Annotated in this window: 16 protein-coding genes and 1 tRNA gene; 11 read left to right on the top strand and 6 right to left on the bottom strand. The window is 69.7% G+C overall.

Translation table 11 applies throughout. The features are described 5' to 3' along the window. Nucleotides 1–429 precede the first annotated feature (429 nt). The gene (locus ND747_RS04095) at nucleotides 430–1,302 is read right to left on the bottom strand and encodes an SGNH/GDSL hydrolase family protein (RefSeq protein WP_251731914.1); all 873 of its coding nucleotides are present in this window, start codon (nucleotides 1,300–1,302) and stop codon (nucleotides 430–432) included. A gap of 721 nt (nucleotides 1,303–2,023) precedes the next feature. Here ND747_RS04095 and ND747_RS04090 point away from each other — a divergent pair. The 5 genes from ND747_RS04090 (at nucleotide 2,024) to ND747_RS04070 (ending at nucleotide 5,615) form a co-directional block, all read left to right on the top strand. Continuing rightward, nucleotides 2,024–2,425, top strand: a complete 402-nt coding sequence (locus ND747_RS04090; protein WP_251731913.1) for a DUF2399 domain-containing protein — start codon at nucleotides 2,024–2,026, stop codon at nucleotides 2,423–2,425. A gap of 488 nt (nucleotides 2,426–2,913) precedes the next feature. Beyond that, on the top strand, nucleotides 2,914–3,561 hold the full coding sequence (locus tag ND747_RS04085; RefSeq protein ID WP_251731912.1) for a hypothetical protein: 648 nt from the start codon (nucleotides 2,914–2,916) through the stop codon (nucleotides 3,559–3,561). 44 nt (nucleotides 3,562–3,605) lie between these two features. Continuing rightward, nucleotides 3,606–4,031: a hypothetical protein gene (locus ND747_RS04080; protein ID WP_251731911.1), complete on the top strand. Its 426-nt coding sequence runs from the start codon at nucleotides 3,606–3,608 to the stop codon at nucleotides 4,029–4,031. Nucleotides 4,032–4,193: 162 nt separating this feature from the next. After that, nucleotides 4,194–4,631 carry a MarR family winged helix-turn-helix transcriptional regulator gene (locus ND747_RS04075; protein WP_251731909.1) on the top strand — a complete coding sequence of 146 codons (438 nt, stop codon included), beginning with the start codon at nucleotides 4,194–4,196 and terminating at the stop codon, nucleotides 4,629–4,631. Nucleotides 4,632–4,952: 321 nt separating this feature from the next. Then, nucleotides 4,953–5,615 carry a S1C family serine protease gene (locus ND747_RS04070; protein WP_251731908.1) on the top strand — a complete coding sequence of 221 codons (663 nt, stop codon included), beginning with the start codon at nucleotides 4,953–4,955 and terminating at the stop codon, nucleotides 5,613–5,615. A gap of 50 nt (nucleotides 5,616–5,665) precedes the next feature. Here ND747_RS04070 and ND747_RS04065 read toward each other — a convergent pair whose 3' ends face one another. Further along, nucleotides 5,666–6,637 (bottom strand): LysR substrate-binding domain-containing protein, encoded by a 972-nt coding sequence (locus tag ND747_RS04065; RefSeq protein ID WP_251731907.1) that lies wholly within the window; start codon nucleotides 6,635–6,637, stop codon nucleotides 5,666–5,668. A 170-nt stretch (nucleotides 6,638–6,807) separates the two neighbouring features. Here ND747_RS04065 and ND747_RS04060 point away from each other — a divergent pair, with 170 nt between their 5' ends. From ND747_RS04060 to gltX, 4 genes are all read left to right on the top strand, one after another. After that, the gene (locus ND747_RS04060; RefSeq protein ID WP_251731906.1) at nucleotides 6,808–7,371 is read left to right on the top strand and encodes a peroxiredoxin; all 564 of its coding nucleotides are present in this window, start codon (nucleotides 6,808–6,810) and stop codon (nucleotides 7,369–7,371) included. Beyond that, nucleotides 7,371–7,919 (top strand): carboxymuconolactone decarboxylase family protein, encoded by a 549-nt coding sequence (locus tag ND747_RS04055; RefSeq protein ID WP_251731905.1) that lies wholly within the window; start codon nucleotides 7,371–7,373, stop codon nucleotides 7,917–7,919. The genes ND747_RS04060 and ND747_RS04055 overlap by 1 nt, the downstream gene beginning before the upstream one ends. Nucleotides 7,920–8,527: 608 nt before the next feature. Further along, nucleotides 8,528–9,436, top strand: a complete 909-nt coding sequence (locus ND747_RS04050) for a FadR/GntR family transcriptional regulator (RefSeq protein WP_251731904.1) — start codon at nucleotides 8,528–8,530, stop codon at nucleotides 9,434–9,436. A gap of 99 nt (nucleotides 9,437–9,535) precedes the next feature. Next, on the top strand, nucleotides 9,536–10,960 hold the full coding sequence (gene gltX, locus ND747_RS04045) for a glutamate--tRNA ligase (RefSeq protein WP_251731903.1): 1,425 nt from the start codon (nucleotides 9,536–9,538) through the stop codon (nucleotides 10,958–10,960). A gap of 476 nt (nucleotides 10,961–11,436) precedes the next feature. Here the strand turns inward: gltX and ND747_RS04040 are convergent, their stop codons facing one another. Further along, a complete protein-coding gene (locus ND747_RS04040) occupies nucleotides 11,437–11,877 on the bottom strand; it encodes a helix-turn-helix domain-containing protein (RefSeq protein ID WP_251731901.1) in 441 nt (146 codons plus the stop codon). A 292-nt stretch (nucleotides 11,878–12,169) separates the two neighbouring features. After that, nucleotides 12,170–12,451, bottom strand: coding sequence for a hypothetical protein (locus ND747_RS04035; RefSeq protein ID WP_251731900.1), 282 nt, complete (start codon nucleotides 12,449–12,451; stop codon nucleotides 12,170–12,172). Between the two features lie 142 nt (nucleotides 12,452–12,593). On the opposite strand from ND747_RS04035, the gene ND747_RS04030 reads away from it, so the two are divergent. Continuing rightward, nucleotides 12,594–12,666, top strand: a tRNA-Asn gene (locus tag ND747_RS04030). A 282-nt stretch (nucleotides 12,667–12,948) separates the two neighbouring features. Here the strand turns inward: ND747_RS04030 and ND747_RS04025 are convergent. Together ND747_RS04025 and ND747_RS04020 are read right to left on the bottom strand one after the other, a co-directional pair. Then, nucleotides 12,949–13,803, bottom strand: a complete 855-nt coding sequence (locus ND747_RS04025; protein ID WP_251731898.1) for a hypothetical protein — start codon at nucleotides 13,801–13,803, stop codon at nucleotides 12,949–12,951. Between the two features lie 276 nt (nucleotides 13,804–14,079). Continuing rightward, entirely contained in the window at nucleotides 14,080–14,736 is a 657-nt protein-coding gene (locus ND747_RS04020; protein WP_251731897.1) for a phosphatase PAP2 family protein, read from the bottom strand. Between the two features lie 402 nt (nucleotides 14,737–15,138). Between ND747_RS04020 and ND747_RS04015 the strand changes: the two genes are divergently transcribed. Next, the coding region (locus ND747_RS04015) for an acyl-CoA dehydrogenase family protein (RefSeq protein ID WP_251731896.1) at nucleotides 15,139–15,924 on the top strand (786 nt) is incomplete at its 3' end.

Raw genomic sequence — 15,924 nt, 5'->3', positions numbered from 1 at the left:
AGAGGCGTACCGCGGGCGAGGCCACCAACGAGTTGCGTAGCGGGCATCCCCTCCGCATACTTGCCGACACATGTTGATGAATCGACTTCTATTGGTGATCTAGCTCATGGCGTGGCGGCCGGCGGGCAGGGAGGAGACACATGGCTTCACCAGGCGGACAATCCAGGTCCCCCACCGTCTGATCCACTGAAATGCCAGGTCAGGACGTCCTTGTGTGATGGCGGCCGACGGGGACAACCATCGGAATCCCGGAAACGGGGTTCGTGACTGTGGAGCCGCAGCGCACCGCACACTCCCTTCGGCTGCCAGGCGGTCCGGCTGTGCGGCCCGGCACTTTAGTGGTCTTACCCGTTTAGGGCTGGCGGGCGGCCAGTGGGTGCCGAGCCGGCGAACACGGCCACACCCCCGGTGCGGGGGTGCTCGCCGGGGTCAATTCCCGATTTTCCCGCACGGGTCGACGGCGTCAGCCGGTTCGTGCAGGATTTGCAGCAACTGGCCGGCGACGGCGTACATACCCGTTTCGTTCGGGTGGAAGGAGCAGGCCGTCTTTTCGATGGTCGGCTGGAAGTCGAAGACCCAGGGGTCGGCTGAGCCCAGTCCGTGGCGCCTGCTCACCGCGGACATCGCCAGCAGCTCGGCTCCCGAACGTTCCGCGGCGATCTGGTAGGCGCGCGCCAGGGCCGACTGGATCTCCAGAAATGCGGAGATTTCCTCCGACGAGAACGGTATCCCATCGCCCGGCGTGGTGTCTTCCGTCACCATGGTCAGATAGTCGACCAGAATGATGCGGGCGCCGGTCGCGCGGGTTCGTGTCTCCGCTACGATGCGAGCGAGTCCGGCGGCGACGACGTCGACGTCGCTCGCGGTCGGCTCCGGGATGCCTTTGGTGAAGTTCGGCTTGAGCATCTGGGTGACTACCCCCGCCGGGTCGTGCCGGGCCCATGCCGCGTAAAGCATGGAAACCGCGAGGTGCAGATCGTTCCCTCCCGCGGTGACAGTGACGGTGTCAGCGTCCGCGGGCAGCCCCTCGATCTGGGGCGGATACTGGGTTCCGTTCATCATGAGCTGCGGGGTGTCGAGGATTGTTGCGGTGGACGCTCCGGACACCGTGAGGTCAACCAGGTCGGCGCCGAGCGCCTGCGCGAATAGATGTGGGTAGTTCCGCGCCGAGCGCATCGCCACCGGGTCGTCGACCGGCTCGATGCCTGGACCTGCCGCGAATGAGCTGCCAAGCGCGGCGATACGTCGGTTCTCAGTCATGTCCGGATACTCTAACTCGCAAACCACGCCAGCAGATTTCACTCTCGCGTCGTGGCCGAGACTTGTTCAAGCGGAGAGGTGCCGGAGTGACCCGGCGGGTACCCGTGTCGCGGTTTCCTGCGGGTGTCCGGTCCGGGCACTAATACGAAAATCTCCATGGATCGTCAAGCGACGGCGGCGATGCTCTTGGCGCCGACTGGTAGCAGGGCGCCACTGCGCAGGTTGCATGGCACGGCGCTGCCACACTGGCGCACGGGTGAGCCGTGCCGAACAGGATTCGCCCCCCCAGCTGGTTGGCGCCCACGGCTTGCGCCGAGATCAGGTGCCCTTCCTGCTGCAGCCAGGCTCGGCCTGTCGGGCCGGAAGAACCGATCTTTGAACAGGCCCGACGGCCTCGACGGCGGTGCGTGACCGGCGGGATCCCCGATCGAGACGGTCGAGGGGTCGCCGGTCGACCAGCACGCCAGGATACTGGCCGACACACGTCGACCACTGACCTTGGCCGCCCGGCGCGCGGCCGAGGACGTCACCCGACGCCGCGAGGACGCGGTCAAGCTGGTCGCCGGACTGATCGCGGCCGACCGTCAAGCCCAGGAACGGTCGGCCGACCGACGGCGGGAGCCCGACGAGGCCCGGTCGGTCCTCGATGGGGCGGCCGAGGCCGTAGCCGGCGCCGAGGCGACCCGACAGGCCGCCTCGGTCGCGTTCGTCGACGCGGCGCGCCGTCGGCACCGAACAGCTCCGCCTGACCGACCTCGACGACGTGACACTGCCAGGCCGGTCGATCAGCGCCGATGGCGACGCTGGTCCGGACGAGCTGGTGGGACGGACCGCGCGGTCCGCCGAGTGGCGGCGCGAGGCATGGGCCGCGGTCGGCGTCCTCGTCAGCGAGCTGGCGCTGCCCGTGCTGACACTCGGACTGCCCGGCGACCGGCACAGCGTGACCGGCCGCGTCCTGGACCTGTGGCGGGGGGCGGGTGAGCCCGGGCACCTGTCACTGCGCCAACTGGTGGACGACCCACCGACCCTGACCGCGCTGGCTGGCGCGGCCGTGTTCGTCTGCGAGAACCCGGCGGTCGTGAGCGCCGCCGCGGACCGGCTCGGCCCCACTCCACCGGCCGACCCCGGTGACGCGCCGAGCGTCGCCAGCCGCGATCCCCACTGACCTTCCAGGTCCGCGGGCACGTCGACCGACGTTCTCGGCCGCGTGGAACAAATGACCCGGCGGGTCACGGGGGCGAGAGGGTCCTTCGCGTCCCTTCCAGGCGTGCGATGAGATTGTTGCCCCCGCGGCACTCGGAGAGTTCTCGAGCGGTCTCTCCCCAGATCAGGGCGCTGTGGTGAGGACCCACCACCGGGTGTCGAGCGGGCCTGTGCGATCTTTGCCGCGCCGGGTGCGGGCGGTGGCGCGCTTCCAGACGGCTGTGACGCGGCACAGGCCCACGCACCCTCGAATGCGGACCTGTCGGAAGCACGACAACTGTCACGCAGATGAACAGTGAGCTAACCAGGACCAGCTCCTGGGATTTTCGGGGGGCTTGGCGGCGATCCACCGCCGGAAAAGGTGGTGCACCGGACATCTATGGGCCAATACGGTGACACCACATTCTGGCCATGGGGCGGCCCTATGGTGCCCGACAAAGGAGCGATCGCGTGGACCAGGTCATCCTCTCCACGCAGGGACGAGCACGACGGATCCGCGCCCTGCTGGTAGCATCGCTGGCATTATTGGTGATGGCCGGTTGCTCGAGCGTGACCGGGAGCGGAGGGAGCGCAGCGGCGTCCGCCGGGCCGGTGGGACTGTGGGTGCCGTATTCCGGTGCCACTGCGTCGTCGCTTCCTGCGCTCGGGGTCGCACCGGTCGCCCTTGCGTCGGCCAGCAACGTCAGCTGCCCATTCAACACCTACTACCGAGGGGCTCAGAGTCCCTGGTCCTGCATGACGATACAGAAGGACAACGGCGGCAGGGGCCACAGTGTCTGGGTTCGCCAGGGGCGGGCCGGATCGAGCGGCTTCGGATATCTGCATGCCTATGTGGATCACAATCTCGATCTTGGCGCCATCGAGGCAACCGTTCTCAACAGCAGTCACGGAATACGACAGCCGAACGGCCGCTACCTGTACGGCGAGCAGTTTCGGGCGCGGGGAAGGCCGGTCGAGTACGTCGAGGTCTACGAGGAACGGGGCCCGGGCTCCGGCTCGCCGGACAGGAACGAGATGGGCGTCGTGACCGCGTACTGTCGGAACTCCTCCTACGTTACGGAGAACCGATGCCCTGACTGGGTCAACGATACGTTGTGACGGTAGCCGCGAAACACGAAGGGCCGATGATGAAGGCAGCGTTGATGGCGGAGGTCGCGGCGGAGATCACCCGCGATCTGCGGGCTTTGATCGCGGCTGACGGAGATCAGGTGCAGGGCCGGGAGCCGATCGCTGAAGGTCCGTCGGATTCTGATCAGGTAACCCGGCGGCGGGCTTACGCGCCGATGGACGGAAGCACCCCGCCATCTCCTCCCGCGGGCCCTTGGGGCAGCGTCGCCCTCCTCGATGTCGGCGCCACGGGAGACCTTCTGGTCATCACCTTTCGATGGTCGCCCACCGGGCAGGTCTTCGCACATGTCAGTAACCTCGCCGAGTTCCTGGACGACGCACGACTGGCCGCCGGCATCATCCAGTACCAGTTGCAGCGGCTGCTGCTGTCCGCCCGCTGGCCCGAACCCATACCTGCTTTGACCGTCGGCACCGTCACGATCGTGACCGGCCTCGTCTGAACCGCGCACCGGCTGCCGGCGCGTCCATCCGGGTTCGGGCTGCCGGCCGTTGGGCTCCCGGGCGTCCACATCGGACTGTGCCGCGCTGTGCGCGTGTTCGATCGGTAGCCTGAGTCGTCAGCGAACGGAGAGGCGGAGAGGCGGAGATCCCGGGTGGGCACGATGTTCACGACACCGGTGGCCCTGGTCCGCCTGTCCTACCTGGTCAACTCGCTCTACGCCGACGTCTGCGCGCACCACGGCCTGTCGGTGGCGCAGGCGCAGCTGATGTGCGTGCTCAAGGACCAGCCGCGCGGCATGGGCGAGATCAGCGCGATGCTGCGCCTGGACAAGTCCAGCGTCACCGGCCTGGCCCAACGGGTCGAACGCCGCGGCTACCTGACCCGCGCGATGTCGGCGACCGACCGCCGCGCCATCACCGTCAGCCTCACCCCCACCGGCAAGGAACGCACCGACGCCTTCTACGACGAGGTCAGCGAACGCCTGACCGACCTGGCCACCCACATCCCCGCCAGGGACCGCGACCACCTGACCCGCATCGCCACCCTCCTCGTCCTGGACGACAACGTCCCCGATGTCTTCGGTGCCCTGACCACGTAAGGCTTACGCTCGAATCTCAGCAGATGTCCCGGAGGCTCGTCCCCTCCGCAGGCCGGGCGCCCTGGACTTGCCACGCGGCCCCCTCTCCCCAGCCCAGAGATCGGATACCTCGGTCCGCTGCCAGGCACCACCACCCGCCGCAGCGCTCGTCAACATCCCGTACAACAGACCGCGATGCCGTGATGGCCATAGGCTGCTCCTGCGCTGACGCAGACACGTTGAACGCGCACGCGGGGGAAATGCTGAAAGCATTTGTGACAGTCCGGTCAGCCGGGGCTGATGCCGAACGAGTGGCGGAGGCTGACGTCCCGGGCACACCAGGTGATCGTGACCTGCTGGTGGAATGGTGGGGACGAGGTAGCCGCCGTCGCCAGCCCACTCGGACTGGCAGGCACCCTCGCCTCCGGTCAGGTGACCCAGGTTCGCCATCCCGTCTCCCTCGATCAACTGCCAGGCGGCGAGCTTCCCGTTCTGGACGCCATCGCGTCGGACGTGGTGACCGCTGCGGGGGATTCCGGCGGCCCGCTGGTCAACCATGCCGGCCAGGTCATCGGGATCAACACATATGTCAGCCCCGCCAACGGCGCCGACGCCAACACATCGACGACTGGCCCGCCCGCCAACTCCGTCGGGCCATCTGGATTCGCGATCCCCGCGGTGCAGGCGCGCTCGGTCGCCGAGGATCTGATTGAACATGGCTCGGTCCCACACGGCTATCTCGGCCTGGGCGCAAAAACTGCGACTGACTCCAGTGCCACCACACGGGAAAATGGAGCAGAGATTGTAACGGTCGCCAGCGGTGGCGGCGCGGAGAAGGCGGGGCTGAAGGTTGGTGACGTCATCACTGCGATCGAAGGGCACACGATCACCAACACGCCGGCTCTGCTTGCGGCAATACACCAGTACCGCATTGGCGACCAGGTGACCGTTCAGGTCAAGGGCAGGGTGGGCACTATCACGGTCACCCTGGGTCCGAAGTCCTGACGGGTGTCTCGGAGCAACGAAGACGTCGATCGGCGGCGGGTCGCTGACGCTCACACTTCTGCCAGGCGTTCCCCATCGAGCGGGGTCAGGTCAAGTCCGGTGGCGGGGAGGGCGGCGCGGATCCGGGCGGCGAGCAGCTCCCAGTCGGGCAGACGGGCCGAGGTGGTGCGGTAGGCGAGACCGACCCGGCGGTGCGGGGCGGGACGACGGAACGTGGCGACGGCCAGGCCCCGACCCTCACCGACCTCGACCGGAACCGCCGCGGCGGGCAGCAACGTGAGGCCGAGGCCACCCGCGACCATCTGGACGATGGTGGACAGGCTCGCCGCACGCAGCGCCGTGCGTTCCCGGGCACCGGCCTCGTGGCAGACATCCAGCGCCTGGGCGCGGAAGCAGTGACCGTCCTCGAGCAGGAGCAGCTCCTGGCTGCCGAGCGCCGCGACCGGCAGCGAACTTCCCCCGGCCAGTGGATGGGCAGCGGCGGTGACCAGGACGAACTCCTCGTCATAGAGCGGGATCTCGCCGATGCCGGGTTCGTCGTTGGGCAGCGCGAGCAGCGCGAGGTCGAGCGCGCCGCCGCGCAGCTCGGCCAGCAGGGTCTCGGTCTGCGCCTCCCGCAGCCGCAGCGGTGGGGTCCGGCCACCAGCATCCGCACCGCCGTCGCCGCGCAGCGCGGGCAGCAGGCGGGGCAGCAGGTAGGGGGCGATGGTCGGGATGACGCCCAGGCTCAGATCTCCGGCGAACGGCTCCCGGGCTCGCAGCGCCACCTCGGTCAGGTCGTCCACGGCGCCGAGCACGACCCGGGCGCGGCGGACGATCTCCTCGCCGACACCGGTGAGCAGCACGCTGCGCGTGGTGCGTTCGACCAGGCTCACCGCGAGGGTGCGTTCGAGGGCGGCGACCGCACTGGACAGGGTGGGCTGGCTCACGTGCAGCGAGGCCGCGGCCCGACCGAAGTGACGGTGGTCGGCGACGGCCACCAGCGCACGAAGCTGGGTCACCGTGGGCTGCGGGCTAGCCATAGAATGAGGCTATCAAAACTGCGGAACTTTTCGATTTTACTTCTCAGTTGTTGCTGACGAGAGTGGGCCACGTACCGGATCTCTCCCCGGGGCCCTGCCCCACAGCGGCTCGCGCCCCGCCCGGCGCCACCCGCGCCCGGCAGGCCCCACCTCGAAAGGAGCACGCGGACGTGCTGACCGTCGGCGACACCTTCCCCAGCTATGACCTGATCGGCGTCGTGAGCAGCGACCCGGACACCGCCTTCGTCCAGGAGTCGTCCACCAGCCGCGCCGGCAAGTGGCGCGTCGTGTTCTTCTACCCGAAAGACTTCACCTTCGTCTGCCCGACCGAGATCGCCGCGTTCGGCCGCATCAACGACGAGTTCGCCGACCGGGACGCGCAGATCCTCGGCGTCTCCACCGACAGCGAGTACGTCCACCTGGCCTGGAAGCAGAACCACCCCGATCTCACCAACCTGCCGTTCCCGCTGCTCGCCGACCTGAAGAAGGAGCTCACCGCCGGCGCGGGCGTGCTCGGTGACGACGGTGTGGCGCAGCGGGCGACCTTCGTCGTCGACCCCGACAACGTCATCCAGTTCGTCATGGTCACCGCGGGCAGCGTCGGACGGAATCCGGCCGAGGTGCTGCGGGTGCTCGACGCCCTGCAGACCGACGAGCTGTGCCCCTGCAACTGGCAGAAGGGGGAGGCGACGCTCGGCAGCGCGGCCCCGGCCCCGCAGCCGGTCGGTGTCTGATGTCCGTCGCCCGACTGCGGGAGCTGCTCCCCGACTACGCCCGTGACCTGCGGCTGAACCTGGGTTCGGTGACGAGCCAGTCGCAGCTGTCCCCCCGGCAGCTGTGGGGGTCGGTGCTGGCCGCGGCGATCGCGAGCCGCGGGCGCACCACGCTCGCCGAGCTCGAACCCGAGGCGGTGCAGCACCTCGACCCGGCCGCGGCCACCGCGGCCCGCACCGCCGCCGCGGTGATGGCGATGAACAACATCTACTACCGGACGCTGCACCTGCTCGAGGACCCGGAGTACTCCCGGCTGCGGGCGGGTCTGCGGATGAACGCGCTGGCCAACCCCGGTGTGGACAAGGTCGACTTCGAGCTGTGGTCGCTGGCCGTCTCGGCGGTCAACGGCTGTGGACGCTGCCTGACCGCGCACGAGCACGAGCTGCGCGAGCGGGGGGTGGCCCGCGAGATGATCCAGGAGGCGATCCGGGTCGCCGCCGTCGTCCATGCCGTCGCGGTCACGCTGGAGGCGGCGGAGACCTCCGCCGCGATCACCTCGACCATCTGACTCGAGGATCGGCGCGCCCAGCGACCGGCCAGCCCCACGCGTCGACCGAGCTCGAGAACCGCTTGTCACGGTCCGTGGTCCGGTGCCCCAGCAGTGGGCGCCGGACCACCGCTCGTTCTCGACCGCGGGGCGCCTTGTTTCCTGGTCTGTCGACCATCCGGGCGGCCGCCGTCCAGCCGACGACAGCGCGTAGCCATCGCTGCGACCGGGCAGACTGGTCGACCGGATCGCAGCTCGGACGGGCAACCCTGAGGCCGCGCATCGCTCCCCCGGACGCCTCCCGACAGAGACAACGTCCGCGCAGGTCAGACTGCACCTAACCGCCGGGCAAACCGAGCGGACAGCCAGCGGAGGCGGCCAAAGCGAGCAGCTCGGTACCCGGATGACACATCGGGCGCTACATCTACTCTGCGTAACAATCTGCGTATTACAGCGTGGTACTCCCACGCCCCCCAGGGGCAACCTCTCCAGTGCACTGCCACAATGCGACCTTGTAAGCACGGTTGGTAGCCAATTGTTTGCAGCGGCTACGGGCCACCTATCAATGGTCACGCTCAGGCAGCCACGTCGAACCGGGACAGGCAGCCGTCACCAGGGGGAACAAAAGTATGACGCTTACGCCGTCCGCAGATCTCACGACGTCCCGCGTCGCGCCACATCCGGTGCGCCTGAGCCGTGGCACCACCGCGGAGGGGACCGCCACCAGGGCCATCACCCGCGGGCTGGGGGGCCCGCTGCTGGCGGCGAACCGGGTTGGTCAGCACGTGCGGGTACCCAAGACCGCCGAACTCGTCGCCGCCCACCTACGCCGCCAGATCGTCCGCGGCGAACTCCACGAAGGCGACGCCCTACCCCCCGAAGCCGTCCTCATGGAACAGTTCGGCGTCTCCCGCCCCACCCTGCGCGAAGCCTTCCGCGTCCTGGAATCCGAAGCCCTCATCAGCGTCCGCCGCGGCGCCCACGGCGGCGCCCGCGTCCACACCCCCGGCGGCGACGTCGCCGCCCGCTACACCGCCCTCGTCCTCGAACACCAACACACCACCCTCGCCGACATCCACACCGCCCACACCCACCTCGAAACCACCACCATCCGCCTGCTCGCCACCACCATCACCGACACCCACCTCACCACCCTCACCCACCACCTCACCACCACCACCCACCTCCTCGACACCCCCAACCCCGACCCCCACACCCTCCACACCCACCACCAGCACTTCCACACCCTCCTCCTCACCCCACCCCCCCACACCACCCCCGCCAACCACACCCTCACCATCCTCACCACCATGATCCGCCACATCCTCGACGCCACCACCCCCGACACCCTCACCCCCGACACCCTCACCCCCGACCTCGACACCCTCCACCACCACCACACCACCCACCAGCAACTCCTCACCCACCTCACCAACCACGACCCCGACACCGCCGCAACCCACTGGCACCACCACCTCACCCACACCCCCCACACCCCCCACCACCCCACCACCCCCCTCGACCTCCTCGGCGAATAACACCGGCCAGGCCGAGGAAGTCGGCGCGGGCGGCCGGGTGCGTGGCCGTCCGTCCGCGGTGCGGGTGGGCCGCCTCGAGATCCCTGTACGCTCGCCCGCATGAGTTCTGGGCGGGTACGGGTCCGGTTCGCGCCGTCTCCCACCGGCATCTTCCATGTCGGTGGAGCGCGGTCGGCGCTGTTCAACTGGCTGGTGGCACTGCGCGCCGGCGGTGACTTCGTGCTGCGTGTCGAGGACACCGACGCCTCCCGCAACCGGCCGGAATGGACCGACGGCATCATCAGTGCCCTCGACTGGCTGGGCATCAGTCCCGGTCGGTACGAGGGCCCGGTCCTGCAGTCGTCCCGGGCACAGGCCCACCGGGACGCCGCCGCCCGGCTGCAGCAGGCCGGCCTGGCCTACTTCTGCGACTGCACCCGCGAGGTGCTGGCCGAGCGCACCGGCAACCCCCAGCGCGGTTACGACGGCCACTGTCGCGACCGCGGCCTGGCGGCCGGCCCCGGCCGGGCGCTGCGTTTCCGCACTCCCGACGAGGGTGTGACGGTCGTGCGGGACCTCATCCGCGGTGAGCCGCAGTTCGCCAACGACACCCTCGAGGACTTCGTCGTTGCCCGCGCCGACGGCTCGGCGGTGTTCCTGCTCGCCAACGTCGTCGATGACCTGGAGATGGGCATCACCCATGTCATCCGGGGCGAGGAGCACCTGCCGAACACCCCCAAGCAGCAGCTGCTGTGGACGGCGCTCGGCGCGCCGGAGCCGCCGGTGTGGGCGCACGTTCCCGTCATCGTCAACGAGAAACGGCAGAAGCTGTCCAAGCGGCGCGACAAGGTGGCGCTGGAGTCCTATCGGGACGAGGGCTATCTGCCCGCCGCGATGAAGAACTACCTGATGCTGCTCGGCTGGGCGCCCCCCGGCGACGAGGAGATCGTTCCCTGGGAGACGATCGAGACAACCTTCGACCTGGCCGACGTCAAGCCCTCCGCGGCCTTCTTCGACGAGAAGAAGCTGCGGTCGTTCAACGGCGAGTACATCCGGGCCCTCACGCCGGACGAGTTCACCATCGCCGTGCGGCCGTGGCTGACCGGTCCGGCAGCACCGTGGCCGTCCGACGCGTTCGATCCGAAGGTCTTCGCCGCCGTGGCCGAACTCGCCCAGTCCCGCCTGTCGGTGCTCGCCGAGATCGTGCCGATGGTCGACTTCCTCTTTCTGGCGGACGCGCCGGTGGACGACGCGGCCTGGGCGAAGGCGATGAAGGGGCCGGCGGCGGCGCTGCTCGCCGACGTCGACGAGCACTTCGCCACGGTCGAGTGGGCGGCGGATGCCCTGAAGACGGCGCTGACCGAGATCGGTGAACGGCACGGCCTGAAACTCGCCAAGGCCCAGGCCCCCGTCCGGGTGGCCGTGACCGGCCGTTCCGTCGGCCTGCCGCTGTTCGAGTCCCTTGAGCTCCTCGGCCGCGACACCACCCGCGCCCGCCTCGCCGCCGCCCGTGCCCGCCTCGCCGCCGACGCGGCCACCGCCTGACCGGCGTCACGGCCGCTGCTTTCCGACCTACCGGGTTTCCGACCTACCGGGGCACGTGCTGGAAACAGCCGACGGGCAGCAGAGTGAACCGGGTCGGAAAAAGTTGGCCGTCACGGTCGTGGAGCCGAAACATATCCGGGAAAAGCTGAGCCCGGGTCACGGCTGGGACGGGCCGCGACCCGGGCTGGGCGCACCCACCGAAGGTCGGGGTCACCTCCGCCGGGTGAAGCTGGTCGGCCGGAACGACGCGGAGCGGCACCGTTGCGCCGTGGCCTCGGGAGTTCCAGTGCCGCTCCCGCGTCGAATCCGACAGACACAGCACATCTCCCGCGACCTAAAGGATTCTTAAGATCAACGAAAGACAAGCTGTGAACCCGTCATCACCGTTCGCCAAATAAGCGAACGCAATCCGTCATATCGCCCGCATGCGCCACCCCTGGCAGGCACCACCCACCGGGCGGTACGTCGCCACCGACTCAGGGCTCGTCGTAGCCGCGGGAGGCGGCTCCACGCGGAACGCGCTGGCGGGGACGCAGCGCCCCCCACTCGTCGGCCCAGGCCGCCAGCGGCTCGATGACCCCCTGCAGGCGCCGACCGTGGGCGGTCAGCCGGTACTCGCCGGCCTCGTCCACCTCGACGATGCCGCCCTCGCGCAGTTCCCGCAGCCGCTGAGTGAGCTGCGCCTGCGGAGCGTCCAGTCGGGCGGCAAGCGTCCGGAACGACTCCGTCCCGGTCCGCAGCTGCCAGTAGACCCCCAGCGCATACCGACGCCCCAGCAACTCCACCAGAGCGGCCAGCGCCGCCGGCACCCCAGCCGTGTTCGGCGCCCCGTCGCCGCCCGCCCCCTCGGCGCCACCCGGCGTCCCCGCCCCGGCCCGACTCCCGCGCCGCCCACCGCCTCGCCCACTTGAACTCAACGGATACCCATCCCCTGATCGCGATCCCAGCAATGCCCGGATGGCAGGAATCCGGCATCCGGACTCCCCGTCCCCGTTCCACCGCCGCCCGCACCCGCCGCCCCGCCCACCACCTACCCCTCGCCAGGTGCCCACGTGCCCACGTCCGCGATCACGGTGTTCCGCGGAACCGTCGGCCCCGAGACGGACCCCGCCCATGCCGTCCATGGCGGTGGCCACGAAGCGTGCAGAGCTCCAGCAGGAGCGCAAGGGCATGGATGCGCCCGGGTGGCGCGGCTCGCAGCGGACTCGGTCAGTGGGCGCTCACCGAGCTGACACCGTTGGAGCTATGTGCCGCCAGCGGGCGGAACGGGAGCGTCCTGGGCGATTCGGTTCCGGCCCCGAGCAGGCCGCGCACCCGCTGGAAGGCCGCTCCCGCCTGTGCGGAGACCAGCCCGGCGGCCCCCTGGAACTCCGGTCGCTCACGGATCTCCCGCGCCTGCCGCATGATCGCGTCGTAGTGCTCCCGCCCAGCCCGGGCGCCGAGGACATAACCGACGCCGAGCGCGGCGACGACGCCGGGCCTGATCCGCATGGTGCCTCCCAGATGACCGAGGGATGTGCCGGCAGTGATCCACTGGACGGCTGACGTTGGGACGCCAGATCGATTCCTACCCCACACACAGGATGGCCCGAACCTCAGGTAGGCTTAGGACGTCAGGTGCTACGGCATCCGATCCCGTGTAGCTCAATTGGCAGAGCAGCCGGCTGTTAACCGGCAGGTTATAGGTTCGAGTCCTATCGCGGGAGCATCTGCCCAGATCGGGCCATTGATCGACAATCAGATCAAGATCGAATGTGCGAAGTACCCGCGGAGGACTGCACACCCGATCCCACCGGCGCGGCGGTCCTCATACTCGGTCCCGATCATCAGGGCCATCGGCAACACGAGATCATCCGACGGCCCGGGATCGGCATGTCCCGATCGTCGACGTCGGCTACCCACGCGGCGACGTCCGCGCGCAGATCCGCCTCGTCCCGCCGCTCGAGACCGAGCAGGGCCCCGGAGACCACATGCAGCGGCCGGGTGTATCAGGAGACGCCGATCGACGCCGTGTCCACCTCGACGGCGCCGGGCGCACCGGTCCGACGTCGCTGTCGGGCGTGGGCGTAGCCGACCAGGCCGAGCAGCAGCGCCAGCAGGATCGTCGACGACCCGAGGGTGCCCAGGGCAAGCCCACCCTTGGCGACCGGCTTGGTCAGGAAGTCGCCGGCGGTCGCGCCGAGGGGACGGGTGAGCACGAAGGCAAGCCAGAACAGCAGCACGTTCGACACCGCCGGGTGGTAGCGCAGCGCGAGCAGCAGGGCCAGCAATCCGACGATCAGCAGCGCACTTCCCGCGTAGCCGAGGCCCGAGCTGTCCGCGAGGAAGTCACCCATCGAGGTGCCGAGTGTGTTCGACACCAGGATCGCCGACCAGAAGTACGTCTCGCCACGTAGCGTGTCGATCCTGCCGATCGCGAAGGGCAGTCCACTGCGCCGCCAAGCCACGAAGATGGCGACCAGCAACGCGGACAGGATGGCGGCACCCACCGGGTACCCCAGGCCGAGGCCCTGCGGCCCCCAGCCCAGCGAGTCGGTTCCCGCAGCCAGGTACTTCCCACTGGCATCGCGGTTCATGAAGTCGGAGATCGTGGTGCCCGCGGTGCTGGTGGACAGGATGACCATCCAGTAGAAGAACGGGTGGTAGGACCGCGCCCGCAACTGCACGGCCAGCGTGACCACGAAGACGAGGACGAGGACCACCGTGGTCAGAAAATAGCCGAGGCCGAGGGTCTGGGCGAGCAGGTCACCTGCCGTCTCGCCCAGGGTCGTCGCCGCGACCTTCATGACCCAGAACGCGAACGTGATCTCCGGAAGCTTCTTCACGGCATACCGGACATCCATGGCCCGATCCGTTCCAACCCTGTTCTCCAGCCCGGCCACAGAACCTCCCACACACGCGCTTCTCGGGAAATCTCGCGCCTTGGCGCCACACCCGGATCCCAAGAATCCCAGATATCCATTGCGGAAGGTAGGAGCACTCGGATGTGAGCACGGTGTGAGCGAGATGCCGTGCCGATCACGTCGGCCGTGCCCCGTATTGGTACAACGAGACGGTCGCATTACCGGCCAGGCGGCGAAGAAACACGTCGGGGTGTCGTTCGGTCGCTGTGCCGCGGATCAGACGGATCCGGCCCGATCCAGCACCGCGGCCAGTGGCGGTAGGCAGACGGCGGCCAGGAAGACGGCAAGCAGCCATCCCGCGAGTACGTCCGTGGGCCAGTGGACGCCGAGATAGACCCGGCTGGCACCCACCGAGATCGCCCACAGGCCCGGAAGGACCACGGCCGCGACCCGGGTGGCAGGGCGCCCGGCCCGGCGGTGGAGGATCACGGCCACACCGATGGCCACCAGCGTCGAGGTGGTGGTGTGCCCGGACGGGAAGGCATGGCCCGACGGATGAGTGATCCAGTCGGCGGCCGGGGGGCGTGCTCTGTCCACCAGGGCGGCCAGGCCGATCCGGAGCGCTTGCCCCACCAGCAGCGCCGCCATCCCGATCAGGGCTCCCGGCCACCAGCGCCAGGGCCAGGGCCGCCGGGGTGCCAGGGCGCCGCCGGCCGCGGCCAGACCGTAGGGGCAGATCCCGACCCCACTCCGCGTCGCCGCCACGGCGATGTCGGTCAGCGCACGACCGCGATGGTCGAGGACCCATCGATGGCAGGCGGTGTCCAGCGCGAACGGGGCGCCGCCCCTGAGCAGAACAGCGCACAGCAAAGCCGCGAGGAGCAGGCCCGACACGGCGATGACAATGCGGCGAAACGTCGCCACGTGGGTCACGAGAGCACATGGTAGGAGCCGGTACGTGTGAAAACGATGTGACCTTTCCGGTCTTTTCGTCCGGCCTGGTCGCGTCGGTTCACCACCCGACGACAGGGCCGACCCGGCACGGCGCACGCCGCGTTCCTCGAACCCCGACGTGGGTCAGGAAAAGACGACTCTCACCAAACCCCTGCCCGTTCTCGGGCCGAGCTGCCGGCAGGTGCCTGAATCCCCCGGGCAGCCGCGCACGCAGCGGTGCGGATCGGGGCACCGCACAGATGTGCCTCGACGGCCGGAGCTGACATCCGGCCGGTCGGCCCCGATGGGACGAACGCCGGCCCTGACCCGGACCGCGTCTTCGACGTCCGACGTGGACCACCATCCGGATTTCGAGAACCGACACCGGGTATCTGAGTGCTCGTGAGCGTGCGCGAGGCAGCGCCGAAGGGCCATGGCGGCCCCGGCGGCCGGGTACCCGTGCGATCGGGCCACCATGGTCCGCGGCTGCCGACGCGCGGCGAGGTGGCCCGCCAGTGCGCGCGGGCGTCGCACTGGCCACTGCCGGCAGCGGGACGGACGCGGGAGCGCTGGTCGGCCCTGGCCGCCCTGGCCGCCACCGACCTTGTCACCGCCCGGCTGGTGGAGGCCCATGCCGACGCGGCGGCCATCCTCGCCGAGCTGGCCGGGCCGACCGAGCCGGCCCAGCCCCCGGCGACCCGCTGGGGAGTCTGGGCCGCCGAGGCACCGGGGCATGTGGTCACCGCCCGCCACGTCGCTGACGGATGGCGCCTGGCCGGGACGAAGCAGTGGTGTTCGGGCGCGACCCTGCTCACCCACGCCCTGCTCACCGCCACGCCAGAGCCGGACGGGACCGACGGGGCGGCCGCCGGGCGGGCGTCGAAACGCAGGCTGTTCGCCGTGGCGCTCGACGACCCGGGGATACGGCCCGGCCCGCTCGACTGGGCGAGCGCCGGGTTGTGGGGCAGCGACACCCGCGCGGTCCGTTTCGCCGCGGTGGCGGCCCGGCCGATCGGTGGGCCGGGCGACTACCTGGACCGGCCCGGGTTCTGGGTCGGCGGCATCGGTGTCGCCGCCTGCTGGTACGGCGGTGCGACGGGGGTTGCCGACCCGTTGCGCCGGCGGGTTGCCGCCGGCGGCGACCCGCACGCGACCGCGCATCTGGGCGGGGTCGACGTGGCCCTGGGG

Origin of the sequence: Frankia sp. R82 (assembly GCF_023716925.1) — a bacterium.
GTDB lineage: Bacteria > Actinomycetota > Actinomycetes > Frankiales > Frankiaceae > Frankia.
Note: the sequence above shows the minus strand (reverse complement) of the source record. Positions and strands in the feature narration are given on the sequence as shown.